This window comes from Ruegeria sp. CF5 (assembly GCF_056537325.1).
Genome location: NZ_JBQFRI010000001.1, coordinates 860,342 through 883,393 on the forward strand (window position 1 = coordinate 860,342; position 23,052 = coordinate 883,393).

Consider the following 23,052-nt stretch of genomic DNA (forward strand, 5'->3'; position numbering starts at 1 on the left):
TTCAACTGGGAGAATCCAATGAACGAACAACTCACTCACATGACCAAACAGGTGACCGCCGGAAAGATGACCCGCCGCGAATTCATGGGGAAAGCCGCGGCTCTGGGCGTTTCTGCAGCTGTCGCCAGCACCATGTTCTCGGGCGCAGCCCGCGCGGCCGGCCCCAAAAAGGGCGGCGACCTGAAACTGGGTCTGCAGGGCGGTGAGTCTACAAACTCGCTGGACCCGGCAACCTATGCAAGCTCGGTCCCATACATGAACGGCCGCCACTTCGGCGACACACTGGTCGAAGTTGCGCCGGACGGAACCATCGAAGCACGTCTGGCCGAAAGCGTGGAAGGCAGCGCCGACGCGAAGGTCTGGACCTTCAAGCTGCGTGAGGGTGTCGAATTCCACAACGGCAAAACCATGACCAGCGAAGACGTGCTGAAAACCATGGAACGCCACTCGAACGAAGACTCCAAGTCCGGTGCTCTTGGCATCATGAAGGGCATCGAGTCGATGAAGGCCGATGGCAGCAACTTCCAGGTCACACTGACCGAGCCGAACGCCGACCTACCCTATCTGATGGCGGACTATCACCTGATCATTCAGCCTGATGGTGGCATGGACAATCCTGCTGCAGGTATCGGTACAGGCCCATACAAGCTGGAAGTTGATGAGCCGGGCGTACGTCACCTGTTCAGCAAGTTCGAAAACTACTGGAAGGATGACGGTCATTTCGACAGCGTCGAAAACGTCGTCATCAACGACGCAACTGCCCGTACAGCAGCCCTTCAGTCGGGTCAGGTGCAACTTGCGAACCGGATCGAACCCAAGGTTGCAGATCTGCTGAGCCGTGCACCAACGCTGACCGTTCAGTCCACACCGGGCCGGGGGCACTATGTCTTCATCATGCACGTGGACACCGCGCCGTTCGACAACAACGAACTGCGTCTGGCCCTGAAATACGCGATGAACCGCGAAGAGCAGGTCGAGAAAATCCTGCGCGGCTATGGCTCGGTCGGGAACGACATGCCGATCAACGCGGCATATCCGCTGTTTGATGAAACCATCCCACAGCGTGAATTCAGCCTCGAAAAAGCAGCTGAACACTACAAAAACTCGGGCCACGATGGATCGCCGATCATTCTGCGTACCGCGGATGGTGCCTTCCCGGGTGCCGTCGATGCCGCGGCCCTGTTCCAGCAGACAGCGGCGCAGGCCGGAATTCCGCTGGAAATCAAGCGCGAGCCGAACGACGGTTACTGGTCCGAGGTCTGGAACAAAGAGCCGTTCTGCTGCTCGTACTGGGGTGGCCGTCCGGTACAGGACCAGATGTATGCAACCGCGTATCTCTCGACCGCAGACTGGAACGACACCCGGTTCAAGGTCAAAGAGTTCGACGACCTGCTGTTCGCAGCCCGCGCCGAACTGGACCCGGCCAAGCGCAAGACAATCTACTCGCAGATGGGTATGATGCTGCGCGACAACGGTGGCCTGATCTGCCCGATGTTCAACGACTTCGTCGATGCGGTCAGCAACCAGCTGGACGGCTGGGAAACTGACCCGAACGGCGAGATGATGAACGGTCAGGTTTCGCGCAAACTGTGGTTCGCGTGATACGGTTCATCTGATATGCATCCAATCATCAAACTGGTTTCCCAGCGCCTCGCGCTGGGATTCCTGCTTCTCTTTGGCGCCTCGGCCCTGATTTTCGGCCTGACCGAAGCGCTTCCCGGAGACGCAGCGCAAGCCGTCCTGGGACAATCCGCAACCCCCGAATCCCTTGCCAACCTGCGCGAGGAAATGGGCCTGAACCGTCCCGCCCTGACCCGCTATGCCGAATGGCTGGGCGGTCTCGTCCAGGGTGATTTGGGTCAGTCTCTTACAAACAAACTGGATATCGCCGACTCTGTGGCCTCTCGCCTTGGTAATACGCTTTTCCTCGCGTTCTGGGCTGCCATTGTTTCGGTTCCGCTGGCGATCTTCCTTGGCCTGCTTGCTGTGCGCTACCGCAACCGCTGGCCGGACAAGCTGATCTCGGCCGTTACACTCACAACGATCTCGATCCCGGAATTCCTGCTGGGTTATGTGCTGGTCTATTTCATCGCCGTGAAAATGGGCATGTTCTCGCCGCTGGCAATGATCAACGACAGCATGTCACTGGGGCAAAAGCTTAACGCGATCGCACTTCCCGTCATTGTTCTGACCATGGTCGTTTTGGCGCATATGATGCGTATGACACGCGCCGCGATCCTCAACGTGATGCAGTCGGCCTATGTTGAGACTGCGGAACTCAAGGGTCTGAACAACTTCAAGATCATTTACCGCCACGCCTTCCCGAATGCCATCGCACCCATCGTAAACGTGGTGATGCTGAACCTGGCCTATCTGGTCGTCGGTGTCGTCGTGGTCGAGGTGGTGTTCGTCTATCCCGGCATGGGTCAATACCTGGTGGACCACGTGACCAAGCGTGACGTTCCGGTGGTTCTGGCCTGCGGTGTCATCTTCGCCGCTATCTACATCGGACTGAACATGGTTGCAGACATCGTTGCCATTCTGGCCAACCCAAGGCTGAGGCATCCGAAATGAAGAACATTCCTATCTCTGCAATGATCGGTCTGGGCTTCATGGCCATCTACTTCGTCGTTGCGATCTTCGCACCTCTGCTGGCGCCTTACGGCATGGCCGAGGTTGTGGGCGATGTGTGGGAGCCGTCCAGCTCTCAGTTCTGGCTGGGTACCGACAATATCGGCCGCGACCTGCTGAGCCGCATGATCTATGGCGGACGCACGACGATCTTTATCGCCACGGCGGCAACGATCCTCAGCTTTGTCACCGGCTCGGTCCTTGGTTTTCTGGCCGCTGTTCTGGGTGGCTGGGCCGATCAGGTCATGTCACGTACCGTCGATCTGATCATGTCGATCCCGTCGCTGATCACCGCGCTGGTGGTTCTGGCCATGGTGCCGGTGACCATTCCGGTGCTGATCATCGTCATGGGCCTGCTGGACGCCACACGCGTCTATCGTCTGGCCCGCGCCGTTGCGGTGGATATCGAGGTCATGGATTACGTCGAAGCCGCCAAGCTGCGCGGTGAAGGCCAGATCTGGATCATCTTCCGTGAAATCCTGCCCAACGCCCTGTCGCCGCTGGTTGCGGAACTGGGCCTTCGGTTCATCTTCATGGTTCTATTTGTCTCGACCCTGTCCTTCCTGGGTCTGGGCGTTCAGCCGCCGCTGGCGGACTGGGGTGGCATCGTGAAGGAAAACAAGGACGGCATCGTCTATGGCATCGGCGCGGCGCTCTACCCCGCTGTGGCCATCGCCACGCTGGCGATCTCGGTCAACCTTGTGGCTGACTGGGTGCTGAACCGTACCACATCGCTGAAAGGAGGCCGGGGATGAGCGATCCACTTCTCAAGGTCCGCGACCTCAAAATCGGCGCGACCGTCTATCCACCGGGTGAGAAACCCCATGACATCGAAATCGTGCACGGGGTCAGCTTTGACCTCGCGCCCGGCAAGGTGCTGGGGCTGATCGGTGAATCCGGAGCCGGGAAATCCACCATCGGTCTGGCCTCCATGGCTTATGGCCGGGGTGGTGTGAAAATCACCGGCGGCGAGGTCTGGGTCAACGGGCGCGATATCCTCAAGACCTCTCTGGGTGATATCCGCAAGCTGCGCGGGGGCGAGGTGACCTATGTGTCGCAATCCGCCGCTGCATCGTTCAACCCCGCCAAGAAGATCATGGATCAGGTGGTCGAAGCCGCTGTGGAACAGAAAAAGTTCTCGCGTAAAGAGGCCGAAGGCCGCGCGCGTGAGCTGTTCGCCAAGCTGGGCCTTCCTGACCCGGACAATATCGGTGATCGCTACCCTCACCAGGTCTCGGGCGGTCAGTTGCAGCGTTGCATGACGGCGCTGGCGCTGTGCCCCGAACCCGATCTGGTCGTTTTCGACGAACCCACCACGGCGCTGGACGTGACCACTCAGATCGACGTTCTGATGGCCATCAAGGAAGCCATTGCCGATACCGGTGTTGCCGCTCTCTATATCACGCACGACCTGGCGGTTGTTGCGCAGGTGAGCGACGACATCATGGTACTTCGGATGGGTAACACGGTCGAATACGGCAATACCGATCAGATCATCAACAACCCGCAAGAGGAGTACACCAAGGCGCTTGTCTCGGTCCGCTCCATCGAGCACGAAGAAAAGAAGCCCACACCGGAACCGGTGCTGAGCGTTGACGGTATCACCGCGCGCTACAAGGGTCTGAACTTCGACGTGCTGCACAACGTCAATGTCGAGCTCCATCCGGGGCAGACGCTGGCGGTTGTGGGTGAATCCGGCTCGGGCAAGTCGACGCTGGCGCGGGTGATCACCGGCCTGTTGCCGCCGCGAGATGGTGAGATCACCTTTGCCGGTCGCAAGCTGTCGCCAGACCTCAAGGGCCGCACCCGCGAGGATCTGCGCGAGTTGCAGATGATCTATCAGATGGCCGACGTGGCGATGAACCCGCGTCAGACCGTCGGCACGATCATCGGTCGCCCGTTGGAGTTCTACTTCAACATGCGCGGCGCCGAGAAGCGCAAGCGGATCATCGAACTGCTGGACGAGATCGAACTGGGCGAGAAGTTCATGGATCGCTATCCGGCGGAATTGTCGGGGGGTCAGAAACAGCGTGTCTGTATCGCCCGGTCGCTGGCGGCCAAGCCCAAGATGATCATCTGCGACGAGGTGACATCGGCGCTCGACCCGCTGGTGGCGGACGGTATCCTCAAGCTGCTGCTCGATCTGCAAAAGATCGAGGATGTGGCGTATCTGTTCATTACCCACGATCTGGCCACTGTGCGTGCCATCTCGGATTCGATTGCCGTGATGTATCAAGGCCGCGTGGTTCGTTATGGATCGAAATCGGAGGTGCTGAGCCCACCGTTCGACGACTATACCGACCTTCTGCTCAGCTCGGTGCCCGAGATGCATCTAGGCTGGCTGGAAGAGGTTGTCGCGCACCGCAAAATGGAGAGTGCGGGGAACTGAACAAGAATTACCGTCACTAAGCTGTCAGGCCCGCACATATGTGTGGGCCTGCGTCATTTCGCACGTATACATTCCATTTTCAGAATACATTATACATTCCATAACTAGAATTTGTTATGGAGGTTTCAATGCCTGCTGTTCAACGACCGTCCGACGCCTACTCACCGCTGTACTTCCTCGCTTCGCTGGGCGCAGGCGGGTTGGTGGTCACCTTTTTCATGTTCCTGATGTTCTGGGTGCCGCACCCGGATCAGCCCGTACCGGTTTTCGAAGACCTGTTGCAAGTATTCGCAACCGGGTCGCTGCCTCTGAAGGCCGCCGTCGCTGTCGCCATGGCAGGCATCGCCTTCTTTGTCGTTCTCAATGTCAAAATGCTGGTCTGGAACTTTCAGGCTCTTTCGCAATTCCGCCAGACTGAAGCCTACATGGCGCTTCGGAACAGTAACAGCGAAACCGCGCTGCTTGCCGCACCTCTTGCATCGGCGATGACGGTAAACGCAGGCTTTATAGTGGGACTGGTCTTTGTCCCCGGGCTTTGGAACATTGTCGAATACCTCTTCCCGGCTGCAATGGTCGCCTTTTTCCTGCTCGGCGTCTGGGCGTTCCGGTTGATCGGTCACTTCCTGGGCCGGGTTCTGGCCGAGGGGGACACGTTTGACATGACGGCCCACAACTCATTCGCGCAACTGATGCCCGCGTTTGCCCTGTCGATGATCGCGGTGGGTCTGTCTGCGCCATCAGCGATGAGCGGGAGCGAGACAGTTGTCGGAACATCGCTGGTTCTGTCCAGTTTCTTCGGGATCAGCGCAATCGTGTATGCCATCTTCGCCTCGGTCACGGCGTTTGCTCCGATGTTACAGCACGGAACCGCACGTGAAGCCGGCCCGACGCTGATGGTTATCGTGCCCATACTGACTGTTCTCGGGATCATGATGCTACGGCAGAATCATGGGCTGCACGCCGCCTTTGACGTGCATGGCAGCCCGGCGGAAACGCTCATGCTGCTGACGCGCCTTCTCACCGTGCAACTGATCTTTCTCATGCTTGGCCTGCTGCTGCTGAACCGCCAGAAGTACTTTGACGACTTTGTCTTCGGCAGCAAGACATCACCCGGCTCCTACGCGCTTGTCTGCCCCGGTGTGGCACTGTCCGTGATGATCCACTTCTTCGTGAACAAGGGGCTCGTCGGAACGCAGATCATCGACAAGTTCAGCGTGGCCTATTGGGGCTTTACCGCCATTGCCCTTGCCCTGCAGGTGGCCATGGTTCTTCTTGTCCTTCGGTTGAACCGGCAACATTTCAAAGCCGCGGTGGAAGCCAAAACCATTCCGGCGGAATAATTCGCCAAAAATGTCGGGCGGAGAACATTCCGCCCGCTTTTCGAGTGGCAATTCAGGAATCTGACATGAAGATAGGGCACACGAATGTCCACACTTCAAAAGGATTCGCCGCATGGACAAGAAACTTCTGCTCATCATTCTGGACGGCGTGCCGTGGCGCAACTTTCGCCGTCTGTTCGGCAATCTCGAAGGCTGGGTAGACAGCGGCGAGGCCCGCGTCTGGAAGCTCAAGGCAGTGCTGCCATCGACCTCGGCCAGTTGCTATGCGTCGATCCACACTGGCGTTTCCCCGCAAGAACACGGCTGCACCGGCAACGGCAATGTCTTTCGGCTCAGCCACAAAGATATATTCAGCCAAGTGCGCGAGGCGGGCGGTACCACCGGCGCTGTGACGCACAGCTACTGGTCACAGTTTTTTAACCGGCATCCCTTCGACTACGTCCGCGACATCGAGTATGACGAGCCGGACAGCAAAACAATCAACCATGGCCGGTTTCATTCCATGACCGGGTATGGGCACGACAATCAGATGACACCATCCGATGTCGATCTCTTTGCGACGCTGACCAATCTGTGCATGCGCTTTGGGCTGGACTACGGCATTCTGCACACCTGCACGCTGGACAGCATGGGGCATCGTTTCTTTCACGATTGCCAGGAAATGGACCATGCCTGTTTCGTCGCGGACGAAATGCTGGCGCCGTTCATCCCGCGCTGGCGGCAATTGGGGTACGAGGTGATCGTGACCGCTGACCACGGGCAGGATGAACGCGGCCACCACGGCGGGCGCGGACCGCTGCAGCAGGAAACAGCCCTGTATTACTTTGGGGATGCCGAAGGCCCTGCAGAAGATTACGTGATCGATCAGCGACAGCTGGCACCCACGATCCTGAACCGCATGGGTGCGCCGGTGGCCGACACGATGAAGGCCGCTTCGTTCCTCAAGTGAGATGAAAGGATCAGGTCGCCCAAGGTGGCCTGATCACTCATAAGACCAAAGGCCCTGCCCCAGCGCCTCGATCGCCACCGAAATGCGTTCGAAACTGTCTGCGGCGCGCGTCACCGAACTGCGCGCGCGCAGGTATCCGTGCACAAGACCCGCTTCATTGATCCACTTTGCGTGACCTCCGGCTTCGGTGATCTTTGCGCAATAGTCTTTTCCATCGTCCCTCAGAGGGTCGCAATCGGCGGTCACCACAACCGTGGGCGGCAGCCCCGAAAAATCCGTATCCGCCAGCGGAGCATAAGTCGGGTCGCCTTCGGGCACCTCGCCACCACACCGGATTTTCTCGTAGTACAGGACATCCTCGCGCGTCAGCAGCGGCGCATGGGCATGTTCCAGATAGGACCCTTCGTTGGTGTCGCCGCCAAGCACGGGGTAAATCAGAACCTGGCCCAGAATGGGCTCCAAACGGCCTCTGGCATGGTGCGACACGGCCGCTGCAAGGTTCCCCCCGGCGCTGTCACCCGCCAAAACCAGCGGATCACCAAATTCCCCGGCTGCCCATTCCGTTGCGGTCCAACAATCCTGAAACTGAACCGGGTGAAGCTCTTCCGGGCACAACCGGTAGTCTACCGCAACCACGCGATACCCGGTCTGCGCGCAAATCTCGGCGCAGACATCGTCGTGACTATCCAGACCGCCCAGCACAAAGCCACCGCCATGGAAATAGATCACGGTCCGCGTCGGATAACCGGCACTGTAAATGCGAACCGGCACGCCATCCGCCATCAGATCCTCTGTTTCGACACCGGCCGGACGAGGCCGCCGGAACGTTCGGCACAGATTGTCATAGACGCGGCGCTGATCGGCGATGGACATCCCGACAGCGTCGTCGGGATAACATTCCGCTGTCCGCCTGATGAAGGCCCAGGTTTCCTCGTCGATCAGACGCTCATAGTCCATTGCCCCTCCCGGTCAGGCTGCCCATTCCCAAGGCCGGGTGAATGATCCCAGCACCTTGTTCACATCGTCCTCGGTGGAGCCGTTCGCGTCAAGCTGCGCGACAAGTCCGCGTTTTTTGTCGTCAATCACGGAAACAACCCGCGCGGACACACCTGCCGTTTCAAGGGCACCGTTATAGATTCGGGTGATCGCCTGTTTTCTCAACTCCGGCTTGAACACCTTGCCGACGGCAGTCTTGGGCAGTTCCGTCAGGATGGTCATGTGCTTGGGCTGGGCGGCGCGTTCGTGGACGTGAACCTTGCAGTATTCCAGCAACTCTTCCTCGGTCGTCTTACCACCCTCGACCAGTTCGACAAAGGCGCAGGGAACCTCTCCGGAATGGGCATCCGGCTGACCGATCGCCCCGGCAAACGCGACGGCTTCGTGACCCAGCAGCGCCTCTTCGATCTCGGCCGGGTCGATATTGTGACCGCCGCGAATGATCAGGTCCTTGGCGCGGCCCGTGATCCACAGATACCCATCTTCGTCGAACCGCCCCAGATCGCCGGTGCGCAGATACGAATCAAAATGATACAGATCCTTGTTCTTGTCCGATTCGGTATAGGTGTTGCCCGCATAGACGCCGGGGTTCGAGATGCAGATTTCTCCAATCTCATCCACGGCACATTCTGCTGGCCCATCCGGCCCATCCCGCAGGATTTTTACGTCCGTATAAGGGAACGGAATACCGATCGAGCCGATCTTTTTCTCGCCATCTACAGGGTTGCACGACACAAGGCATGTCGCCTCGGTCAGGCCATACCCTTCGACGATGGTGACGCCCGTGGCTTTTTCAAAGCGATTGAACAGTTCCACCGGCAATGGCGCCGATCCCGAAAACGCGGTTTTCACGGACGAGATATCGGCATCCACCGGCCGCTGCATCTTGGCCGAAATGGCCGTCGGCACCGTAATGATGAACGAAACCTTCCAGCGTTCGATCAGCTTCCAGAAATTGTCGAATACCCCATCGCCGCGATACCCGGCGGGCGTCGGGAAAATCACATGCGCACCGGATGACACGGCCGCCATGACGATCACGTGGACGGCAAAGACGTGGAACATGGGCAGAGGGCACATGATGACGTCGTTTTCGTCAAACAGCAGCGTATTGCCCAACCAGCCATTGTAGATCAGGCCAGAGTACTTGTGCTGCGCCACCTTCGGCATCCCGGTTGTCCCACCGGTATGGAAGTAACAGGCGACGCGGTCCTCTTTGCTGTCTTCGAACGTCAGGGTCGTGGGCTGTTTGGCCAGTTCCTGATTGAAGTTCTTGTAATCTGCATGGGCCAGATGCTCTTTGTCGCCCATCTTGGGACGCAGGAAAGGCACCAGCCACGATTTGGGAGGCGTCAGATAACGGTTCAGATCAATTTCCAGAATCGTGTTGACGTTTGGCGCATGGCGCACCGCCTCTTCCACCTTCTGTGCTACATCCGTCTTGGGAAACGACTTGAGCGTGACCACAACCTTCGCCCCGGTCTCGCGCAGAATTGCGGCGATCTGTTCGGGCTCAAGCAACGGGTTGATCGGGTTCACGATCCCCGCGATCGCACCGCCCATCATCGTGATCAGCGTTTCGTTACAGTTTGGCAGCACATAGGCCACCACATCCTTTTCGCCCACACCGAGCGAGCGGAACAGGTTGGCGGCCTGATTGACCTTGCCCAGAAGGTCGGACCAGGTCAGCGTCTCAGCCTTGTCGGTCGGGCCTGACAGCAACTGAAAGCTGATCGCCTTGTGGTTCGGAAATTTTCCTGCCGTGCGCGACAAAAGCTGATGGAACGTCACCGGGACATCCCGATCCTCCCACGGCATTTCCTGCTCGACCCGTATCTTGTCTTCCAAACCCACGAACGCCATGCGGCTCCTCCCCGTATTCTCCCGTGTCCTGCACAGGCATTTTTGTTCCATGCCAAGATGGAAACAAATCCGCGCCTGTGCAAGCGCGGGCTTAACGGTTGGGGTCAGGAATATGTAGAATGACGCTGCGGCGAAAGGCAGAGTGCCGGGGCGTCACATCATTCTGCGGCAACCGCGCCATCGGTGAACTGCAGCCGCGCCAGGCGCGCATACAGGCCATCCTGCGCCACCAGATCGTCATGGGTACCCTGCGCGACGATGCGCCCGGCCTCCATCACAACGATCCTGTCGGCCTTTTTCACCGTCGCCAGACGGTGGGCCACGATCAAGGTGGTTCGCCCGGCCCGCATCTCGTCAACGGCCCCCTGCACGGCGCGTTCACTTTCCGCATCCAGGGCCGAGGTCGCCTCGTCCAACAGCAGAACCGGCGCATCGCGCAGGATCGCCCGCGCAATGGCGATCCGCTGCTTTTGTCCACCGGACAGCATGACACCGCGTTCACCGACAAAGCTGTCATAGCCTTCGGGCAGGGCCGAAATGAAATCATGCGCTGCCGCGGCGCGGGCGGCCGCCTCAACCTCGGCATCTGTAGCGTCCAACCGGCCAAACCGAATGTTCTCGCGCGCCGAGGCGGCAAAAATCACCGGGTCCTGCGGGACAAGGGCCATGAACTGACGGAAATCCGACCGGTCGAGGTCGCGCAGATCCATGCCATCCAGCGTCACGCGTCCCGAATCCGGGTCATAGAAACGCTGGATCATCTGAATGACGGTTGTCTTTCCCGCGCCGGACGGTCCCACAAACGCAACGGTTTCGCCCGGATTGACGGTCAGCGTAAGTTCGTCCAGCGCCACGACATCCGGTCGCGATGGATACCGGAAGCTTACATCGTCGAACCCGATCTCACCCCGCACCGGCTGCGGCAGGGCTTTGGGGCGCGAGGGGTTGTTCACCGTATCCTGCGCATTCAGCAGTTCGATCAGACGCTCCGTTGCACCCGCAGCGCGCTGCAACTCGCTCCAGATTTCCGAAAGGGCTGCGACCGATCCCGCCATGATCACTGCATAGATGACGAACTGGATCAGAACGCCTTCGGACATGAGCCCATTACGGACGTCAATCGCCCCCATCCAAAGCACGCCCACGATTCCTGAGAAAACAAGGAAAATGACGATCACCGTCAAAATCGCACGCGTCTGAATCCGGCGCAGGGACACGGTGTACGACGTCTCGGTCATATCACCGAACTGCTTGCGGCTGGCCTGCTCGTGGGTAAAGGCCTGCACGGTCTGAACCGCGCCCAGCGCCTCACCGGCATTGCCTGAGGATGCTGCGATCCAGTCCTGATTTTCCCGACTGATAACCCGCAGCCGCCGCCCCAGAACCAGAATCGGAACCACCACAATCGGAATAAGCAACAAAACCATCCCCGTCAGCTTGGCCGAGGTCAGCAACATCAGGACCAGACCACCGACGAACATCAGCATGTTGCGCAGCGCGATCGAAACCGAGGAACCCAGAACCGACTGGATCAGGGTCGTATCGGTCGTGATCCGGCTCAGCACCTCACCTGTCATGATGCGCTCGTAAAATTCCGGGCTCATGCCGATGACCCTGTCGAACACGGCCTTTCGGATATCCGCCACGACCCTCTCGCCCAGCCGCGTCACCAACGCATAGCGAATCCCGGTCCCAACGGCGAGAATGGCCGCAATCCCGAGCGCCGCCAGAAAATACTGATCCAGCAACTCGCCATCTTCGATCCGGAAATGATCGACAACCCGACGAACCGCCAGCGGCAGCGTCAGTGACATACTGGCCGTCACAATCAGCGCCAGCGTCGCACCGATCATCAACATGCGATAGGGCCGCATGAACGGCCAGAGCGATCCAAGGACGCCCAGCTTTTTCGAGCCAGCCCGCTCTTCACTCGCCCCCGGAGCAGGGGTGGTTACGGATTTCGCTGACTGAGATCTTGCCATGTCTGGCCCTTGCATCTTGATCTTTCACTGGTGCCCGCTTCTTGGCGACAGTCGTGCGCGGGGTCAAGAAGCGCAGCACCACACTACGGCAACGGGGGCCATTTGACGCAATCGAATTTTGGGCTGAACTGGAGCGGGTAGACGGAATCGAACCGACATAATCTGCTTGGAAGGCAGGGGCTTTACCATTAAGCTATACCCGCTCAGCGTCTGGGCTGATTATTCCATGCGCGTTCGGGCGTCAAGAACGGAAATTCGGTTCTTGCCGCCTTTTCGACCCCTCCGCACACCGGGGCGGCAGTTAGGCGCCTTTTATGCTATGATCCGCACATCCAATTGCCGACGTGGGCGTCACCGCGCGGCAATTTGTGCATTTTTTACATACGGGGGAAATTCACGATGACGGAATTTGACCTGGGTACCTATTCCCGCAATATCACAACATCCTCATCCGGGGCGAAAAAGGCGTTTGATCAGGGGCTCGTCTGGCTGTTCGGATTCAACCACGAAGCCGCTGCGGATTGTTTCGAGAAGGCGATTGAACTGGACGCAAATTGCGGCATGGCGCATTGGGGCGTCGCCTTTGCAATCGCCCCCAACTATAACAAACCATGGGAGTTCTTTGAGCCCGAAGAAAAAGTTTCAATGCTGCAACGTGCCCACCGGTCCGTCACAGATGCCATGGCGCTGCGCGATGCGGTGACACCCCTTGAGGCCGCATTGATCGAGGCCCTGTCCCACCGCTTCCCAACAGACCCGGAAATCGAAGACTACGGGCCATGGAACGATGCATTCTCCGAATCCATGCGCAAGGTCTATGCCGAACACTCTGCGGATCTGGACGTGGCCTCGATCTTTGCCGAGGCGTTGATGAACCGAACGCCATGGCAGCTCTGGGATCTGAAACAGGGCAAACCCGCCGAAGGTGCTTCGACCGAAGAAGCTCAGACCGTTCTGGAAACGGCATTCGACACATTACCGGGCGCTTGGGACCATCCCGGTCTGCTGCACATGTACATTCACCTGATGGAGATGTCGCCCACACCCGAAAAGGCGCTGCGCCATGGCGACCGGCTGGTCGATCTGGTGCCGGACAGTGGCCACCTTGTGCATATGGCGACCCATATCGACGTATTGTGCGGCGACTACCAAAACGTCGTCTGGCGCAATCATCGCGCCGCACAGGTGGACCGGAAATACGAGGCGATGGCGGGTGGCGAGAATTTCTATACCGTCTACCGCGTTCACAACGTGCATTTCGAGGCCTATGGGGCCATGTTCCTTGGCCAGCCGGAAAAGGCCCTTGCCGCGTCCGAGGAACTGATGCGCATGTTGCCCGACAACGTGATCCGCTTTTTCCCGGATCTGTTCGAGTCGTTTTACGGCAAGAAAATCCACGTGATGGTCCGTTTCGGACAATGGGATGAAATCCTGAACGAACCGTTCCCGCAGGACCGCGAACTTTACAGCTATACGTTTGCCGCCATGCGTCAGGCCCGCGCCGTCGCGCTGGCCAATCTGGGTCGCATGGACGAGGCTCGCAAAGAACGCGAACTGGCCGTCGAGGCGCGCAAGGCCGTTCCCGAAAGCCGTCTGGTCTTCAACAACACTGCCGAGGACGTGTTGATGATCGGCGAGGCCATGATGGACGGAGAGATCGCGTTTAAATCCGGCGACCGTCAAGGCGGGCTTGGACATCTGCACCGCTCGGTCGAACTGGATGACAATCTGGTCTATGACGAGCCGTGGGGCTGGATGCAGCCGACGCGCCATGCCCTTGGGGCCTTGCTGATGGAAGACCAGCGTTTTGACGAGGCCGAGGCGGTCTATCGCGCCGATCTTGGGCTCGACGACACCCTTGCGCGCGCCTGTCAGCACCCGCGCAATATCTGGAGCCTGCACGGCCTGCACGAATGCCTTGTCAGACGTGGTGAGCAAACCGAGGCAAGGCACATCAAGCTGCAACTGGATCAGGCAGCAGCGCGTGCAACCGTACCGATTCACGCATCGTGCTATTGTAGAAGCAAGGCAAAAGCCGCCTGACGAACCCAACGCTCTGACGTGGGGCGGCCACAGGTCGGATGGCGCCGTGGCCGCGCCCATGCGCATGTCGCTTTCGCAAAAAAGTGATTTTGCGGGACTTGCCCCCTGTACTTGTTCCGACTGTCAATTACCTGTCACAAACGCATTCTACACCCTGACAGCACGTTGATTCTGACAGCCAGGAGCCATCCATGAAAGACGCCGACCCCACCAATCTGTCCGCAGACGATTGGGACGAGCTGCATTTCCCCCGCCCCGAAGAAAACGACTTTGACCGCGTCGTCGAAAGCGCGATATCGCGCCGTGGATTTCTCGGTGGCGTCCTCGCCTTCGGGTCTGGCGCAGCGGCAATGGGAGCAGGGCTGCTGAGTTCGGGCGCAGCCCATGCGATCGAAGGCAGGCGCTTTGCCTTCACTCCGATCGCCGCGCAAACCGATGGCACCGTTCATGTTCCCGAAGGGTATTCCTGGAACATGCTGATGCGCTGGGGCGATCCGCTATTCTCGGATGCTGACGGCTATGACACTACAGATGGTGGTCCCGTCGAAAATTCGGACAAGGTGTTCGGCGAGAACACGGATGGCATGGAGACCTTCTCCTATCAGGGCCACGAACTGATCGCCATCAACCACGAATATCCCAACCGCAAGATCAACCTGCCCGCCGCGCAGGAAGGCAAGCCCGCCAGCGCCGATGACGTGCGCAAGTTCCAGAACATTCAGGGCGTGACCGTGATGGAAATCACCGAAGGTCCCGAGGGCTGGTCGGTGGTGAAGGACAGCCCCTTCAACCGCCGCATCCACCACAACACGCCGATGAAAATCGTCGGCCCCGCTGCCGGTCACGACCTGCTGAAAACCAAGGCCGACCCGACCGGGACAACCTCGCTGGGTACGCTGAACAACTGCGGCGCGGGCAAGACGCCATGGGGCACCTACCTAACCTGCGAAGAAAACTTCAATGGCTATTTCGGCTCGACCGACGAAGGCGCGACCTATGACCAGAAGGTTGCCGACGGCATGAAACGCTATGGTGTGAAAGCCGAAAGCTGGAATGGTTACGAACTGTTCGACCCGCGCTTCGACACCTCGAAAAACCCGAACGAGCCGCACCGCGCGGGCTGGATCGTGGAAATCGATCCGACCAAGACCGACAGTACCCCGGTCAAACACACCGGTCTGGGCCGCTTCAAGCACGAGAATGCCGAGGTCGCGCTGGCCAGGGATGGTCGCGTGGTTGTCTATATGGGTGACGACGAACGCGGCGAATACCTCTATCGGTTCGTCTCGAACGGCACCTACCAACCCGGTGGCGAAACCGAAAGCCTGCTGAACGACGGCACGCTTTTTGTCGCCAAATTCAACGATGACATGACCGGTGAATGGCTGCCGTTGACGCCGGAAACCACCGGCATGGACGCGGCTGAAATCCTGATTTTCACCCGCATGGCGGCCTCGGCCGCAGGCGGCACCACCATGGACCGACCCGAATGGGTCGCCTCTAGCCCGGTCGCGATCGAGGCATATTGCTGCCTGACCAACAACAAGAACCGCGGGGTCAAACCGAATGCCGGTGGCGACGACACCCCGGCCAATGGCCCCAACCCGCGCGAGGCCAACAAGTACGGCCAGATCGTACGCTGGCGCCCGGCCGACGAGGATCACGCCGCCAACGGGTTCGACTGGGATCTTTATGTGATGGCGGGCAACCCGACCGTCCACGACGACGCGCGCGCCGGTTCGGACAACATGAACGAGGGCAACCTGTTCAACTCGCCCGACGGCATGGCAATCGACTCGACCGGTCTGGTCTGGATTCAAACCGACGGCAATGACGACAACGAAGAAGACTTCGCTGGCAACGGCAACAACCAGATGCTGGTTGGCGACCCGGTGACCGGCGAGATTGTGCGGTTCATGACCGGACCAAACGGCTGCGAAGTTACTGGTCTGGCGTGGTCCGGCGATCTGCGCACCATGTTTGTCGGCATCCAGCACCCCGGCAGCAACTGGCCCGACGGCGGCACCCCGCGTTCGGCGGTGATCACCATCAAGCGTGACGACAACGGACTAGTCGGCTGATCGGAATGACAATCTTCAAACGCCCTCAGGCTGATTGCTTGGGGGCGTTTTTCTGAACAAGGCTCAGATATCCTCGCCGGGTGGCTCCAGCAAACCGCCGGGTTTCAGCAGTTGCCTTTCAGGAAGCCACGGGTTCAGCACAAGTGCATCGGCCAGGGCTGCACGCGCCTCTTCCATCCGCTTCAGCCCCAACAACGACAAGGCGCGCCCGCTCATCGCCGCGACATGGTTCGGCGACAACTCAAGCGCCCGGTCCAGATCATTCAGGGCCGCTGGGAAATCATGTCTCAGATAATTGACGAAAGCGCGCTGATTGTACCCTTCAGCATAGTCCGGGCAGTACTCGACCAGCGCATTGAACTCCTCAAGCGCGCCGAGCAGATCCCACCCTTCACGCCGCGACATGCCCCGATCCAGAAGAGCCTGTGATCTTGTGTCGGGGGCGTCCATCCACAACTCCCACATGCGCCCTGAAATTCCCCGAGCCTCAACCTCGGTCTCTGCCGACTGAATCTCCCGGATAAGCGCATCCACCCCAGCGATATGATCCGGGGCATCGGGACAGGCCCCGGCCGCACCGGCACCTGCAATCAACGCAACACTTATGGCTATGGCTTTTTTCATACCTCACAAGTGGCGCAATCCCCTGTCCGGTCAACCGAAGTCTTCACCCGGATTCAGCAGACCGGTCTCTTTCACCGCCTCCATCGCCACAAATGTCGATGTATTCGCCACATGCGGCAGCGAAGAAATCTTCTCGGCCAGAACCGCACGGTACTCTGACATTGAGCGGGTCCGAACCTTGAGGAGATAGTCGAAATTGCTGGCGATCATATGCGCCTGCTCAATCTCGGCGATCCTGCGTACGGCGGCGTTGAATTCCGCCAATGCCTTCTCGCGCGTGTCGGTCAGCCGCACCTCGACAAAGGCCACATGGTCCAGACCAAGCCGGATCGGGTCTACCATCGCGCGATACCCGGTGATGACGCCCTCAGCCTCAAGCCGTTTCAGGCGGGCCTGCGTCGGTGATTTCGACAACCCGATGCGCCGCGACAGATCGGCAACCGAAATCCGCCCATCCTCGGCGATGACCCTCAAGATGGCCTGATCGAACCGGTCCAGATCAGGAAAGTCCATTTGCATCGTAGTTATCCTAATATTCAGTTCATATGCACTTCTTACACAATAATTCGGGAGTTTGTCCTGCATTATTACCACTATGCTAGACAAAAAGCTCGGAGAGACCATGACACACGCCCTGCGCACACTCATCGACAACCAGACCTATGCCGATCAGTCCGTGATCCTTGACGCCCTGAATGCACAGGCCGCGTTGTCCCCTTCGGACCGTCAGGCGATTTGCAATGCAGCCGCCCAGCTGGTGCGCGATATCAGATCCAGTACGTCACCCGGCCTGATGGAGGTGTTTCTGGCTGAATACGGCCTGTCCACCGATGAAGGCGTGGCGCTTATGTGTCTGGCCGAAGCGTTGCTGCGTGTACCCGATGCCGACACGATCGACGCCCTGATCGAGGACAAGATCGCCCCATCCGACTGGGGCAAACACCTTGGGCATTCATCCTCGTCACTGGTGAACGCTTCAACCTGGGCGCTGATGCTGACCGGCAAGGTTCTGGACGAAGGCAAATCGTCCCCCGTAAGCGCCCTGCGCGGCGCGATAAAGCGGCTGGGCGAACCGGTGATCCGCACCGCCGTCGGCCGCGCCATGAAAGAGATGGGCCGCCAATTCGTTCTGGGCGAAACCATTCAATCCGCCATGGACCGCGCCAAAGGGATGGAGAGCAAGGGATACACCTACTCCTACGACATGCTGGGCGAAGCCGCCCGGACCGAGGCCGACGCCGCGCGCTATCACCTGTCCTATTCCCGTGCCATCGCAGCCATTGCCGAGGCCTGCGCGCATGACGACATTCGTGCCAATCCGGGCATCTCGGTCAAGCTGTCCGCCCTGCACCCGCGCTATGAGCTGGCACAGGAAGAACGCGTCATGGACGAACTGGTTCCGCGTCTGCGCGCACTGGCCTTGCTGGCCAAGGCGGCGGGCATGGGCCTGAATGTTGACGCAGAAGAGGCTGACCGCCTGTCCCTTTCGCTGCAGGTGATCGAAGCCGTCATGGCCGAACCGGCCCTGTCCGGCTGGGACGGTTTCGGTATCGTCGTGCAGGCTTATGGTCCGCGCGCCGGTCTGGTGCTGGACACGCTGTATGACATGGCCCAGCGCCACGACCGCAAGCTGATGGTCCGGCTGGTTAAGGGCGCGTACTGGGATACCGAGATCAAGCGCGCTCAGGTCGAAGGCGTCGATGGGTTTCCCGTTTTTACCAAAAAGGCCGCAACCGACGTCTCGTACATCGCCAATGCCCGCAAGCTGCTGGGCATGACCGACCGGATCTACCCGCAATTTGCCACCCACAACGCCCATACGGTCAGCGCGATCCTGCACATGGCCGATGATCAGCCGTTCGAATTCCAGCGGCTGCATGGCATGGGCGAGACCTTGCACCAGCTGGTGATGGACGGTCAGAAATCACGCTGCCGTATCTATGCCCCGGTCGGCGCCCACCGTGACCTGCTGGCCTATCTGGTGCGCCGCCTGCTGGAAAACGGCGCCAACAGTTCCTTCGTCAACCAGATCGTGGACGAAAATGTGCCACCCGAGGTCGTTGCCGCCGATCCGTTCCAAACCGTTCAGGAACCGGCACCGGCCTTGCCGACAGGACCGGAATTGTTTGCACCCGAACGCCCAAATTCGCGTGGCTTTGACCTTAAGCACACGCCGACACTCGACACCATCGACGCCCAGCGCGATACGTTCCGCGCCTATCACTGGTATGCCCGTCCGCTTTTGTCAGAAGATGCACAACCCGAAGCCGACGAAATGGTCGCCAACCCGGCGCATCCACAGGACAAGCCCGGATCGGTCGCACCCGCAAGTGCTGCGGATGTCGAACTGGCGCTGGCATCTGCATCCATCTGGCGGGCATCTCCGGAAGAAAGGGCAGGAATTCTGAACGCAGCCGCCGACCTGTATGAGGCCAACTACGGCGAACTCTTTGCCCTGCTCGCACGTGAGGCAGGCAAATCCCTGATGGACGCGGTCGCCGAACTGCGCGAGGCGGTGGATTTCCTGCGCTATTACGCGGCCAACATTCCAGACGCCAAACCGGCAGGTACCTTCACCTGCATCAGCCCCTGGAACTTCCCGCTGGCGATTTTCACCGGGCAGATATCGGCAGCCTTGGCCACCGGCAACGCAGTGCTGGCCAAACCCGCGCCACAAACCCCGCTGATCGCGCACCGCGCCGTACAGCTGCTGCACGAAGCCGGGGTTCCACGCGACGTGCTGCAACTGTTGCCCGGCGGCCCGGCGGTCGGCGCCGCGCTGACATCGGACCCGCGGGTTTCAGGCGTGGCCTTCACCGGATCAACCGCAACCGCGCTCAAAATCCGGGCCGCGATGGCCGAAAACCTGCGCCCGGGAACGCCCCTGATCGCCGAAACCGGTGGCCTGAACGCGATGATCGTAGACAGCACCGCCCTGCCCGAACAGGCCGTGCAATCCGTTGTCGAAAGCGCGTTCCAATCGGCGGGCCAGCGTTGCTCGGCGCTGCGCTGCCTCTATCTTCAGGAAGATATCGCCGACGACGTTCTGACCATGCTCAAAGGCGCGATGGACGCGCTCAGTATCGGCGATCCGTGGCTGATCTCAACCGACAGCGGGCCTGTTATCGACGATCAGGCAAGACAGGGAATTGCCGATCACGTGGCCAAGGCCCGGGCCGAAGGGCGCGTCCTCAAGGAACTCGCCCCCCCGCCCGAGGGCACGTTCATCGCACCCACTCTGATCGAAATCCCGGGCATCGCCGCGCTGGAGCGCGAGATTTTCGGCCCCGTCCTGCATGTCGCCCGCTTCAAATCGCAGGAAATCGATCAGGTGATCGCCGACATCAACGCCACGGGCTATGGCCTGACATTTGGCCTGCACACCCGGATCGACGACCGCGTGCAACACGTGACCGAGGCGGTTCATGCGGGCAACATCTATGTCAACCGCAACCAGATCGGAGCCATCGTCGGCTCGCAGCCATTCGGGGGCGAAGGCCTGTCCGGCACAGGCCCAAAGGCGGGCGGTCCAAACTATATGGCCCGCTTTTGCGTCCCGGACCGGCAGACAAGTCAGGACACTTGGGGCACGGTGATGACCGGCCTTCCCGCCAGCGAAGGTGACCCGGCCCCAGCGCAAACCCACTCCCTGCCCGGCCCGACCGGCGAATCCAACCGTCTCAGCGAAATTCCCCGCGCGCCGCTGCTGTGCATGGGTCCGGGCGACCAGGCCGCAGGCGCGCAGGCCGACGCGGTGAAGGCACTGGGTGGAATCGCAATCCGGGCAACCGGAAATCTGGACCTGCACCGGCTTGAGAACATCGAAGGCATTTCCGGCGTTCTGTGGTGGGGGGACGAAGAGACCGCCCGCGAAATCGAACGTCACCTTGCACGGCGCTCCGGACCAATCGTACCGATGATCCCCGGTCGACCGGACCGTGCTAGGGTGCTGGGTGAACGCCATGTTTGCGTCGATACCACCGCAGCGGGCGGCAATGCGGCCCTGCTGGGTGGTGCGGCATAAGTGACCTTGACGCTGGGCGCGCAAAAGCCCAGCGTCGCCCCATGTTTCCGATACGTGATCACAACCCGTCGGGCCGCACGCCCTATGTCGTCTATGCCCTGATAGCCGCCAATATCCTGATTTTCCTGAGCTATGTGGGGATCATGGAGGATGCGCGCCTGATCAACCGGTTCTTTTTCGATTACGCGGTCATCCCGGCGCGGATCTCGGACGGGTTCGGGTTCGAAACGCTGGTGACGTCGATGTTCCTGCATGGTGGCTGGATGCATCTGGCCGGGAACATGCTGTTCCTGTGGATCTTCGGCGACAACCTCGAAGATGAGATGGGCCATCTGCCGTTTCTGCTGTTCTATCTGGTCAGCGGCATCGGCGCGGGGCTGATCCACGTCGCCACTGCCCCGGGTTCGGTCGTACCTACCGTGGGCGCATCCGGGGCCATCGCCGGTGTCATGGGTGGCTATCTGTTGATGTTTCCCAAGGCGCGCGTCGATATCCTGCTGATCCTGATCGTCTATTTCCGTGTCTTTTCCGTTTCCGCCTTCATCATGCTGGGCGTCTGGCTGGGAATGCAGTTCCTTGGCAGCTTCAGCGCCAATCCAGACGAAGGCGGCGTTGCCTATTGGGCCCATACCGGCGGGTTCTTTGTCGGGTTGATACTTTGCATACCCCTTTGGCTGAAACGCGGCGGCCCGCAATTCTGGAATCGAACACACGGGCACCCGCCACATCCCGAACACAAATACAAACTCTCTCAATCCCGAATTCCAAGGGTTCCGCGCAAATGAACCGTATGAAAGCCACCTGCCACTGCGGTGCGGTCGAGATCGAGGCGGATTTTCCACAGGGCCTCGCCTCGGCTGCACGCTGCGATTGTTCGTTCTGCATCCGCCGTGGCGCGGCTGCCGTCACGGCCACGACAGCCTCGCTGAAGGTCCTGAAAGGGGCAGACAACCTTGGCCTCTACAGTTGGGGCACAAAGACGGCCAAACACTATTTCTGCAGGACTTGCGGGATTTATGTCTATCACCAGCGCCGCTCGGACCCGGCGGAATGCGGCGTCAATCTAGGCTGCATCGAAGGTGGCAATCCGCGAACCCATGGGGACATCCCGTGGAACGACGGCGTCAATCACCCATCTGACAGGTCCGGTAGCTGACCGCCGCTCAGGCGCGTGATCTCCAAAGCGGCTTCTGATACCAGCATCCCAAGCTCTGCTGCGCGCGCGTCACCGAACCTTACCGTCGGTCCGGAAACCGATATCCCGGCACAGGGTTCGCGCCGCTCGTTAAAGATGACCGCACCAATGCAGGACATACCCACGTATCGTTCCTCGCGGTCATGAGACCAGCCACGTTCCCGCGTCTCCGCCAAATCCGCCAGCAACCTGCTTTCGGGCAACAGGGTGCAATCCGTAAACCCCTCTAACTCTGTCGCTGCCAGCACCTTTTGCAGCGCCTCCTCAGACATCGCCGCCAGTATCGCCTTGCCGGTGCCCGAGGCATACATCGGCGTGCGTGCACCCGGCGGGAAAAACGCCCGGATCGGATTTGCAGTTTCGACCTGACCGACAAACACGACCTCGTTGCCATCCGGAACCGCCAGATTGGCCGTTTCGCCACTCTCCTGCATCAATCGCCGCAGTATGGGACGCCCGATTTCCAGCACGCTGTTGCGTTTGAGAAAGGACGCACCGGTCCGATACGCCTCGATCCCGATCATCCATTCCTGCCGCTCGTCATCGAAAGCCACGTATCCATGCTTTTGCATCGTGGTCAGTATGCGATGTGTCGTGGCCGTGGGCACCCCAACCTCACGCGACAGATCGCTGAGGGTAGAGCGTTCGTAACGCGCCACAGAAGTCAGAACGCCAAGCGCCCGATCCAGCGACTGCATGGTTCCTGCCGAGCTTTCCTTGAACAGGGACTTGGGCCTGCCGCGTGGTCGTTTCTGAGTCTCCATTCCGTCAAACTCCTGCTGTCCGGGGCCCCACCTCGGAAAACTAATTTGGCCCCGGCTTCATTTTCACCAAAATCAATAAAATGAAAATCCATTAATAATAGTGTGTTACATATTTTATTGCAAAAATGAAAATGCTTTTCAAGAAAATTGCACCCATTGCTGTTTTTAGCA

The 23,052-nt window shown here is 59.6% G+C and carries 17 protein-coding genes and 1 tRNA gene; 11 read left to right on the plus strand and 7 right to left on the minus strand.

Translation table 11 applies throughout. The features are described 5' to 3' along the window. Positions 1-18 precede the first annotated feature (18 nt). From ACR0NW_RS04105 to ACR0NW_RS04130, 6 genes are all read left to right on the plus strand, one after another. Positions 19-1,602, plus strand: coding sequence for an ABC transporter substrate-binding protein (locus tag ACR0NW_RS04105; protein ID WP_480448727.1), 1,584 nt, complete (start codon positions 19-21; stop codon positions 1,600-1,602). 15 nt (positions 1,603-1,617) lie between these two features. Further along, positions 1,618-2,574, plus strand: coding sequence for an ABC transporter permease (locus ACR0NW_RS04110; protein ID WP_480448726.1), 957 nt, complete (start codon positions 1,618-1,620; stop codon positions 2,572-2,574). Continuing rightward, a complete protein-coding gene (locus ACR0NW_RS04115) occupies positions 2,571-3,386 on the plus strand; it encodes an ABC transporter permease (RefSeq protein WP_480448725.1) in 816 nt (271 codons plus the stop codon). Before ACR0NW_RS04110 ends, ACR0NW_RS04115 begins: the two co-directional genes overlap by 4 nt. Then, positions 3,383-5,020 (plus strand): ABC transporter ATP-binding protein, encoded by a 1,638-nt coding sequence (locus ACR0NW_RS04120; protein WP_170650915.1) that lies wholly within the window; start codon positions 3,383-3,385, stop codon positions 5,018-5,020. Before ACR0NW_RS04115 ends, ACR0NW_RS04120 begins: the two co-directional genes overlap by 4 nt. 128 nt (positions 5,021-5,148) lie before the next feature. Continuing rightward, positions 5,149-6,360, plus strand: coding sequence for a TsoY family (seleno)protein (locus ACR0NW_RS04125; RefSeq protein WP_480448724.1), 1,212 nt, complete (start codon positions 5,149-5,151; stop codon positions 6,358-6,360). A gap of 112 nt (positions 6,361-6,472) precedes the next feature. Continuing rightward, the gene (locus ACR0NW_RS04130; protein WP_170650917.1) at positions 6,473-7,309 is read left to right on the plus strand and encodes an alkaline phosphatase family protein; all 837 of its coding nucleotides are present in this window, start codon (positions 6,473-6,475) and stop codon (positions 7,307-7,309) included. A gap of 33 nt (positions 7,310-7,342) precedes the next feature. Here the strand turns inward: ACR0NW_RS04130 and ACR0NW_RS04135 are convergent, their stop codons facing one another. The 4 genes from ACR0NW_RS04135 to ACR0NW_RS04150 form a co-directional block, all read right to left on the minus strand. After that, complete coding sequence (locus ACR0NW_RS04135) at positions 7,343-8,266, minus strand: alpha/beta hydrolase (protein WP_480448723.1); 924 nt, start codon at positions 8,264-8,266, stop codon at positions 7,343-7,345. Between the two features lie 12 nt (positions 8,267-8,278). Further along, entirely contained in the window at positions 8,279-10,168 is a 1,890-nt protein-coding gene (locus ACR0NW_RS04140; protein ID WP_480448722.1) for an acyl-CoA synthetase, read from the minus strand. A gap of 158 nt (positions 10,169-10,326) precedes the next feature. Next, positions 10,327-12,150, minus strand: coding sequence for an ABC transporter transmembrane domain-containing protein (locus ACR0NW_RS04145; protein ID WP_480448721.1), 1,824 nt, complete (start codon positions 12,148-12,150; stop codon positions 10,327-10,329). A gap of 129 nt (positions 12,151-12,279) precedes the next feature. Next, positions 12,280-12,353, minus strand: a tRNA-Gly gene (locus ACR0NW_RS04150). A 196-nt stretch (positions 12,354-12,549) separates the two neighbouring features. Here ACR0NW_RS04150 and ACR0NW_RS04155 point away from each other — a divergent pair. Next, positions 12,550-14,193 (plus strand): hypothetical protein, encoded by a 1,644-nt coding sequence (locus tag ACR0NW_RS04155; RefSeq protein ID WP_480448720.1) that lies wholly within the window; start codon positions 12,550-12,552, stop codon positions 14,191-14,193. Between the two features lie 191 nt (positions 14,194-14,384). Further along, complete coding sequence (locus ACR0NW_RS04160) at positions 14,385-16,274, plus strand: PhoX family protein (RefSeq protein ID WP_480448719.1); 1,890 nt, start codon at positions 14,385-14,387, stop codon at positions 16,272-16,274. Between the two features lie 63 nt (positions 16,275-16,337). Here the strand turns inward: ACR0NW_RS04160 and ACR0NW_RS04165 are convergent, their stop codons facing one another. Beyond that, positions 16,338-16,898, minus strand: coding sequence for a tetratricopeptide repeat protein (locus tag ACR0NW_RS04165; protein WP_480448718.1), 561 nt, complete (start codon positions 16,896-16,898; stop codon positions 16,338-16,340). A 30-nt stretch (positions 16,899-16,928) separates the two neighbouring features. Continuing rightward, positions 16,929-17,417 carry an Lrp/AsnC family transcriptional regulator gene (locus ACR0NW_RS04170; protein WP_480448717.1) on the minus strand — a complete coding sequence of 163 codons (489 nt, stop codon included), beginning with the start codon at positions 17,415-17,417 and terminating at the stop codon, positions 16,929-16,931. Between the two features lie 103 nt (positions 17,418-17,520). On the opposite strand from ACR0NW_RS04170, the gene putA reads away from it, so the two are divergent. Genes putA through ACR0NW_RS04185 form a run of 3 tightly spaced genes read left to right on the plus strand, consistent with a single transcriptional unit; the run spans position 17,521 to position 22,078 of the window. Further along, complete coding sequence (gene putA / locus ACR0NW_RS04175) at positions 17,521-20,922, plus strand: bifunctional proline dehydrogenase/L-glutamate gamma-semialdehyde dehydrogenase PutA (protein WP_480448716.1); 3,402 nt, start codon at positions 17,521-17,523, stop codon at positions 20,920-20,922. A 41-nt stretch (positions 20,923-20,963) separates the two neighbouring features. Beyond that, the gene (locus ACR0NW_RS04180) at positions 20,964-21,707 is read left to right on the plus strand and encodes a rhomboid family intramembrane serine protease (protein ID WP_170650926.1); all 744 of its coding nucleotides are present in this window, start codon (positions 20,964-20,966) and stop codon (positions 21,705-21,707) included. Between the two features lie 5 nt (positions 21,708-21,712). Further along, entirely contained in the window at positions 21,713-22,078 is a 366-nt protein-coding gene (locus tag ACR0NW_RS04185) for a GFA family protein (protein WP_480449587.1), read from the plus strand. Here the strand turns inward: ACR0NW_RS04185 and ACR0NW_RS04190 are convergent. Further along, positions 22,051-22,881 carry an IclR family transcriptional regulator gene (locus ACR0NW_RS04190; protein WP_480448715.1) on the minus strand — a complete coding sequence of 277 codons (831 nt, stop codon included), beginning with the start codon at positions 22,879-22,881 and terminating at the stop codon, positions 22,051-22,053. The two genes, ACR0NW_RS04185 and ACR0NW_RS04190, sit on opposite strands and share 28 nt — an antisense overlap. Positions 22,882-23,052: the final 171 nt, after the last annotated feature.